This window comes from Longimicrobium sp. (genome assembly GCA_036377595.1).
Lineage (GTDB): Bacteria > Gemmatimonadota > Gemmatimonadetes > Longimicrobiales > Longimicrobiaceae > Longimicrobium.
Window position 1 is genome coordinate 1 of record DASUYB010000114.1, and the last position, 6,877, is coordinate 6,877.

A 6,877-nucleotide genomic window follows, 5' to 3' on the forward strand; every position below is an offset into this window, starting at 1 on the left:
GTCCCCATCGCGATGGGGATCCCGGCGTCGCGCAAGAGGCGCAGGTTGGCGTACATGGTCTGGCGCTGCGTGGCCACGCGCTGGCGGAAGCCGGCCAGCCGCGCCTCGGGGATCACGGACGGCAGCGAGTCGGTGATCGCCACCTTCCGCCGCGTGTCGGGGTCCACGCACGCCAGCGACACGCCGGTGCTGTCGAAGTGGTGCGTGTAGAGCTGCACGTAGCCGTCCGTCACCGTGAGCGTGGGCGTGTAGGTGGCGCCGGCCTGCCGGGCGAGCGCGATGAACTCGTCGTCCACCGGCTTGTCGTCCACGGAATGGACCAGCAGGCGGGCGCCGGCGCGCAGCGCGTCCTTGGCCTGCCACAGGTCGGTGGCGTGCACGATCAGGGGGATGCCGCCGCGCCGCGCCTCGGCCGCCGCGATGCGCAGGCGCGCCTTGAACACGGTGGTATCGGGCGAGGTCTCCTCGGCCAGGTACCACACCTTGATGGCGTCGCTGCGGTTGTGCACCATCATCCGCGCGCCGGCCAGCGTGGCGCTGTCGCTGCCGGTGAACACGAACTGGCGCGCGGCGGGAACGTTCACCCAGTGGTCGAGCGTGGAGAGGAGCGGCCCCGCGGCGGCCACGTGCGGCGCGGCGCTGCTGGCCTCGGCGCGCGCCCGCAGCGGCCACGTCCACGGATAGCCGCCCACGTCGAACGTCGCCGTCACCCCGGCGCACAGGTAGCTGCGGAAGAATCGCTCCGGGTGCCGCTCCAGTTCGGAAACGATGCTGTCGTACGGGAGGCGCGCGCGCACGTCCACCGCGTCCGGCCGCCCGTCCGCCCACCCGGTCTGCGAGTAGTGCACGTGCGCGTCGACGAGTCCCGGGATGACCCACTTCCCGCGCGCGTCGATCACCTCCACGTCCGGCGCGACCGTGCACGCGCCCACGCACTCGATCTTCCCCCCGCGCATCACCACCGTGGCGTCGCGCCGCGGCGGCGCGCCGGTGCCGTCGACCACCGTGGCGTGCGTCAGCGCGAACGCCGGCACCGGCCCGTCGCCGGGCGAGGCGAAGGCGGTGCTCACGGCCACCTTCCAGCTCCCGTCCGGCTGCCGCACCATCACCCGCTCCGACACGCCACGCGACGTCTGACCCTGCGTCACGCGGTAGCGGTAGGTGCCGTAGACCACGCCCGGGGCCACGGGGACGACCTCGAAGTGCGTGGCCACGAGCGTGTCGGGCCAGGTGGTGTCGCGCTGCGCGGCCAGCGGCTGATAGCCGTAGTTCACGCCGCCGGGGCCCACGCGCGCCAGCCGCGGGCTCTGCAGGTAGTGGCGCAGGTACGCCGCGCGGTCGTGGTGGTGGATCGCGGCGATGTTGCCGCGGAAGAAGGCCAGCGCCTGCGCCGAGTCCGCCGCGCGCTGTGCCGCCGTCCAGGTGCGCGCCTGCGCGCCGAGGTCCGCCGCGACCAGCGACAGCAGCGCGGCCGTCAGGACGATGCGTCTCATCGGGGAGATGGCGTTCGGGGGATGGAGATTTCGGGGACGGGGAGAAGACTACGCGAGGCGCCGACCGGCTGCAATCGGGGCCGTCCCTCTCTCCTCCGATCGAAATCGGTCAGGGAGAAACTGATGACATTCACCGACGTGGACCCCGCGAGCTGCCGCCTGCGGCGCCAAGTGGGCGGTCGCGACAAGCAGGAATCGCGGCCAGCGGCCGGTTTGCTGTTGTCCGCCGTGAGTCCGGCGGCGTCCAGATGTGTGTACGGATCCGATTGATCGTGCCCCGGGTGGCGGTGTTCTGGCGATGCATTGACCCCCGCCGGGACGCTTCGTTAGCCATTCCCATGAACAGATCGACCGGTGGTCAAAGTAGCCACAACCGCGGCAATGACCGGGAGAAGAGGCTCGCCCGGGCGTGGCACCACGTGCCCACCGCGCTCCTGCGCCAGTTCACCGCCGACCTCATCGCGGAGCACCGCATCCGCGGCGTGGCCGAGATGGCCAGGCTCTCGAAGGAAACCATCCGCAAGTTCGCGGGCGGCTTCGGCGAGCCGAGCTACGCGACCCGGCGCGCGCTGGGCGAGCTCTTCCTGGACCTCTACCCGGGAGGAGTGATGGCGGAGACGACCGCATCGGCGGAGGAGAAGCGATGGAAGATCCGGCCGCGGCTGATCGAGCTGCTGCCGGAGGGCGAGCCCGCGGCGCGGGCCGTGGTGGCGCTCGTGTTCCGGCTCGCGGGGCGCTTCCCCGACCAGCTTCCCGAGAACCTGGCCGACGTCGAGGAGTGGATGGACCTGCAGGTGCGCGGCGAATACTGGGCGGCGCGCCACTACGGCGAGATCGCGCGCGTGGCGAACGAGCGCGAGGCCCGGCGCGAGCGCAAGCGCGGGCGCCGGCGCAGGCCGGCCCGGCGCGCGGCGGACGTCGGGTGAGCGCCGGCGGGCTTGTCCGCGCCGGAGGCGGCGGCGAGGTTGTCGCGCTCGCGAACCCGCTCCCCGTGCCGATCTCCGCTTGCCCAGCCTGGACGCACTGATCTCGAACCTCCCCGCGCGCCCGGACCCGGCCGCGCTGGTGGCGGGCTTCGTCCCCCCTCGCCGGTTCGCGGAGAAGCGCTTCGAGAACTATCACCCCGACCCGCGCCACCCGTCCCAGGGGGAAGCGGTGTGGCGGCTGCGGGAGATCGCGGACGAGCTGCGCATCGCGAGCGATGCCGGGCTGGGGCGGCGGATCCGCGCGCTCTTCGGCGGCGGGGGAGGGCGGGGAAGCGGCGTGTACCTGGACGGCGGCTTCGGCGTGGGGAAGACGCACCTGCTGGCGGCGCTCTGGAACGCCGCGCCGGGGCCGGGCGCCTACCTCAGCTTCGACGAGCTGGTCCACACCATCGGCCTGCTGGGAGTGGAGGGGACGCGCGCGGCGTTCCGCGGGCGGAAGCTCGTCGCCGTGGACGAGTGGGAGCTGGACGATCCCGGCAACCTGAAGATGGCGCTGGCGTTCCTGCGCGGCGCGCTGGCGGACGGCATCCGCGTCGCCACGACGTCGAACACCATTCCCGACGAGCTGGGGCGCGGGCGCTTCGACCAGAAGAGCTTCCGCGCGGAGATCGAGGAGCTGGCCGGGGCCTTCGAGGTGCTGGAGATCGCCGGCGAGGACTTCCGCCACCGCCGCTTCGAGGCGGACCCCGGCCGCGCGTACTTCCTCGACGACGCGGCGCTGGCGGAGGCCGCGTCGCGGGCGGGCGGCGGCGCGCTGGCGACGGACTTTCCCGCGCTTCTGGCCGCGCTGGGCGAGGTGCACCCGATCCGCTACGTGGCGCTGGTGGAGAGCATCGACGCGCTGCTGGTGAGGGACGTACGGCCGTTCACGGCGCTGTTCGACGGGCTGCGCTGGGTGCACTTCGTGGACAAGCTGTACGATCGCGCCGTTCCCCTGGCGATGTCGTCCGATGCCGCGCTCGGCGAGCTCTTCCCCGCGTCGTTCCTCGCGGGCGCGTACGGGAAGAAGTTCTCGCGCTGCCTCTCGCGCATGGAGGAGATGCTGGGCGAGCGGGAGGACGAGGCGCCGCCGACGGAGGGTTGAGGGCGGCTGCAGAAGCCGAGACGCGGGGAGGGGACGGGATGCCGCGGCCGCATTGAAGTTCCGGAAAACCGCCCGCCGCCAGCACTTCCGCACGTCGTTCGGTACAACGGCTAAGTTCGGCACCTGATTTGCGTTACCCGCCGCCCGACGACGGATCGGAGGGTCCGTCGCGGTGGACACACGAATGGGTGGAGGAGACGTATGGGTATCCTGTGGATGATCATCATCGGCCTGATCGCCGGCGCGCTCGCCAAGCTGATCATGCCGGGGCGCGACCCGGGCGGCATCATCGTCACCATCCTGCTCGGCATCGCGGGCTCGCTGGTGGGCGGCTTCCTGTTCGGCGGCTCGGACGGGCGCGTGGGGCTGATCGGCTCGGTGGTGGGCGCGCTGATCCTCCTCGGGCTCTACAGGCTGATCGTCGGCCGCCGGTCCACGCTCTGACGCCGGCGAATCGATGCCTGAGCGGAGCGAGGCCATGCCGGCCGAGGAGCTGAAGGAGGTGCTGACGCACGAGCTGGGCGACCTGCTGTACGCCGAGCGGCGCATCCTCACCATGCTCAAGACGATGGAGCGCGAGGTCACCGACCCGCAGGTGAAGGCGCGGATCGAGGAGCACCGCGGCGAGACGGAAGAGCAGATCGAGCGGCTGGAGCAGGCGTTCGAGGCCATCGGCGAGAAGGCCAAGGCCGAGAAGTGCCCGGGGATCATCGGGCTGAAGGAGGAGCACGATTCCTTCAAGCGCGAGGAGAAGCCCAGCAAGCCGCAGCTCGAGGCGTTCGACCTGGGTTCCGGGCTGCGCGTGGAGCACTACGAGATCGCCGCGTACCGCACCGCGATCGCGCTGGCCACGGCACTCGGCGAGGCGGAGTGCGCGCGGCTTCTCCAGGAAAGCCTGGTGGAGGAGGAAGCGATGGCGAAGTTCCTGGAGAAGAACGCCGTTGCCTCGCTCCGCAAGCTGATGGGGAAGGCGAGGGTGAAGGCCGCGGCCTGAGCCGCTCCCGGCCCTCGACGCGACGAGCCCCCAACCGGTCATCCGGCGGGGGCTCGTCGCGTCTCCAAGCCTATGGACGGACAGAGATAAAGATGGCCTCACGCAGAGGAGCAGAGAACCCCTCCGCTGCCTCTGCTCCTCTGCGTGAGCAAAATTCTTTTCAGTCGTCCAGCGAGCGGCGCTGGCGCTTGACTTCCGAGCGGCGCTTCTTGGCGCGGAGGCGCTCCTCGCGGGCGGCCTGGCTGGGGCGCGTCTTCTTCCGCTTCTTCGGCACCACCAGCGCCTGCCGCACCAGCTCCACGAAGCGCTCGGTGACGGCTTCCCGGTTCTGGTGCTGGCTGCGGTGCTCGCTGGCGGCCAGCAGCAGCACCCCCTCGCCGTTGATGCGGTTCGCCAGCTTCTCGCGGATGCGCGTGCGCTGCTCCTCGCTCACGCTGGGCGACGCGTCCACGTCCCACGCCAGCTCCACGCGGGTGGACGAGGTGTTGACGTGCTGGCCGCCGGGCCCCCCGGAGCGCGTGGCCCGATAGGTGAGCTCCGCCCGGGGCACCCACAGCGAGTCGTTGATGGCCAGCACGCCGTCGTCGGGCATCAGGGCTGGACCGCCACCAGCTCGATGTCGAAGATCAGGGTGGAGTTGGCGGGGATCACCACCCGCCCGGTGTTCTGGTCCACCACCGGCTGGCTCCCGTACCCGAGCGCCGGCGGGATGATCAGCCTGCGGTTGCCGCCCACCCGCATCCCGGTGACGCCTTCGTTGAAGCCGGCGATCAGGTTGCCGTCGCCCAGCGTGAACTGCACGGCCGGTCCGCCGCGCGAGGTCTCGATGCCGGTGTTGTTGGACAGCCAGAGCGTGTAGTGCACCGCCACCTGATTCCCCGACTGCGCCACCGCGCCGCTGCCGACGTTGAAGTCGGCGTACTGGAGCCCCGACGCGGTGGTCACGATCTGGGCACCGGCCGGCAGCGCGGGCGGCGGGCCGATGGTGATCGAGGCGGTGGGGCTGTCGGTGCCGCAGGCGGCAACGAGCGCGGCGGCGGCGGCCGCGGCGAACAGGGTCTTCAGCTTCAAGCGAACGTCCTTGCGGAGTTGAACGATTGGACACGGGCCGTAGAATATACCACCTCGCGCGCGATCGCTGAACCCGCTGGCGGGCATGTACTTCGCAGTCGCGTTCCGCCTCGCTTCCGCCCTGGACCTCGTTTTCGGAAAGACGGATTCCGCAGATGACCGACACGCGCCCGACCGTAGCCACCCCCACGCCGCGCCACTACCACCTGATCGGCATCGCGGGAACGGCGATGGCGTCGCTCGCCGGGCTGCTGCGCGCGGCGGGGCACACCGTCACCGGCTCGGACGAGAACGTCTATCCCCCCATGTCCGACCAGCTGCGGGAGATGGGGATCGCCTACGCGGTGGGCTACCGGCCGGAGAACCTGGAGCCGCGCCCCGACTGGGTGGTGGTGGGGAACGCCATCTCGCGCGGGAACCCGGAGCTCGAGGCGGTGCTCGACCGGCGCCTCCCCTACACGTCCGCCGCCGTAACCCTCAAGGAGGAGTTCCTGCGCACCCGCAAGCCGCTGGCGGTGGCCGGAACGCACGGGAAGACGACCACCACCTCGCTGCTGGCCTGGGCGCTGGAGGCCGCCGGGCTGTACCCGTCGTTCCTGATCGGCGGGGTGGCCGAGAACTTCGGCAGCAGCTACCGGCTGACCGACTCGGAGTGGTTCGTGATCGAGGCCGACGAGTACGACACGGCGTACTTCGACAAGGGCCCCAAGATGTGGCACTACCTCCCCTACGTGGGGCTGGTGAACAACATCGAGTTCGACCACGCCGACATCTACCGCGACGAGGAGGCGTACCGCTTCGCCTTCGCGCGCTTCATCAACCTCGTTCCCGGCAACGGCGCGCTGGTGGCCGGGTGGAACTCGCCGATCGCGCGCGAGCTGGCCGCGAAGGCGTTCGCGCCGGTGGAGAGCTTCGCCTATGGAGATGAAGTCCCGGCGGAGGGCGCGCACCCGCTCTGGACGGCGCGCGGCGTGAGCTTCGGGCCGGAGGGGACGCGCTTCACCGCAGTGCGCGCGGGCGAGGCGTGGGGCGAGGTGGTGACGCCGCTCACCGGCGCCTTCAACGTGCGCAACTGCCTGGCGGTGATCGCGGCGGCGGAGTTCATCGGCGCCGACCGCGACGGCGTGCGCGAGGGGCTGCGGACGTTCGCCAGCGTCAAGCGGCGGATGGAGGTGCGCGGCGAGGTGCGCGGCGTGACGGTGATCGACGACTTTGCGCACCACCCCACGGCCGTGCGCGAGACCATCGA

The 6,877-nt window shown here is 71.3% G+C and carries 8 protein-coding genes; 5 read left to right on the top strand and 3 right to left on the bottom strand.

The annotated features are described in order from the left end of the window. Positions 1–1,493: amidohydrolase family protein (locus VF092_20560; GenBank protein ID HEX6749696.1), on the bottom strand; the 1,493-nt coding region annotated here is incomplete at its 3' end. 338 nt (positions 1,494–1,831) lie between these two features. Between VF092_20560 and VF092_20565 the strand changes: the two genes are divergently transcribed. The 4 genes from VF092_20565 (at position 1,832) to VF092_20580 (ending at position 4,557) form a co-directional block, all read left to right on the top strand. Further along, positions 1,832–2,419 (top strand): hypothetical protein, encoded by a 588-nt coding sequence (locus VF092_20565; protein HEX6749697.1) that lies wholly within the window; start codon positions 1,832–1,834, stop codon positions 2,417–2,419. Between the two features lie 79 nt (positions 2,420–2,498). Next, complete coding sequence (gene zapE / locus VF092_20570; GenBank protein ID HEX6749698.1) at positions 2,499–3,563, top strand: cell division protein ZapE; 1,065 nt, start codon at positions 2,499–2,501, stop codon at positions 3,561–3,563. 201 nt (positions 3,564–3,764) lie between these two features. Continuing rightward, complete coding sequence (locus tag VF092_20575) at positions 3,765–4,007, top strand: GlsB/YeaQ/YmgE family stress response membrane protein (protein HEX6749699.1); 243 nt, start codon at positions 3,765–3,767, stop codon at positions 4,005–4,007. A gap of 13 nt (positions 4,008–4,020) precedes the next feature. Continuing rightward, complete coding sequence (locus VF092_20580) at positions 4,021–4,557, top strand: ferritin-like domain-containing protein (GenBank protein HEX6749700.1); 537 nt, start codon at positions 4,021–4,023, stop codon at positions 4,555–4,557. 160 nt (positions 4,558–4,717) lie between these two features. Here the strand turns inward: VF092_20580 and arfB are convergent, their stop codons facing one another. Together arfB and VF092_20590 are read right to left on the bottom strand one after the other, a co-directional pair. Continuing rightward, complete coding sequence (gene arfB, locus VF092_20585) at positions 4,718–5,149, bottom strand: alternative ribosome rescue aminoacyl-tRNA hydrolase ArfB (protein ID HEX6749701.1); 432 nt, start codon at positions 5,147–5,149, stop codon at positions 4,718–4,720. After that, entirely contained in the window at positions 5,149–5,628 is a 480-nt protein-coding gene (locus VF092_20590) for an FKBP-type peptidyl-prolyl cis-trans isomerase (protein HEX6749702.1), read from the bottom strand. The genes arfB and VF092_20590 overlap by 1 nt, the downstream gene beginning before the upstream one ends. A 155-nt stretch (positions 5,629–5,783) precedes the next feature. Here VF092_20590 and VF092_20595 point away from each other — a divergent pair. Continuing rightward, on the top strand, positions 5,784–6,877 hold a 1,094-nt coding region (locus VF092_20595), incomplete at its 3' end, for a Mur ligase domain-containing protein (GenBank protein HEX6749703.1).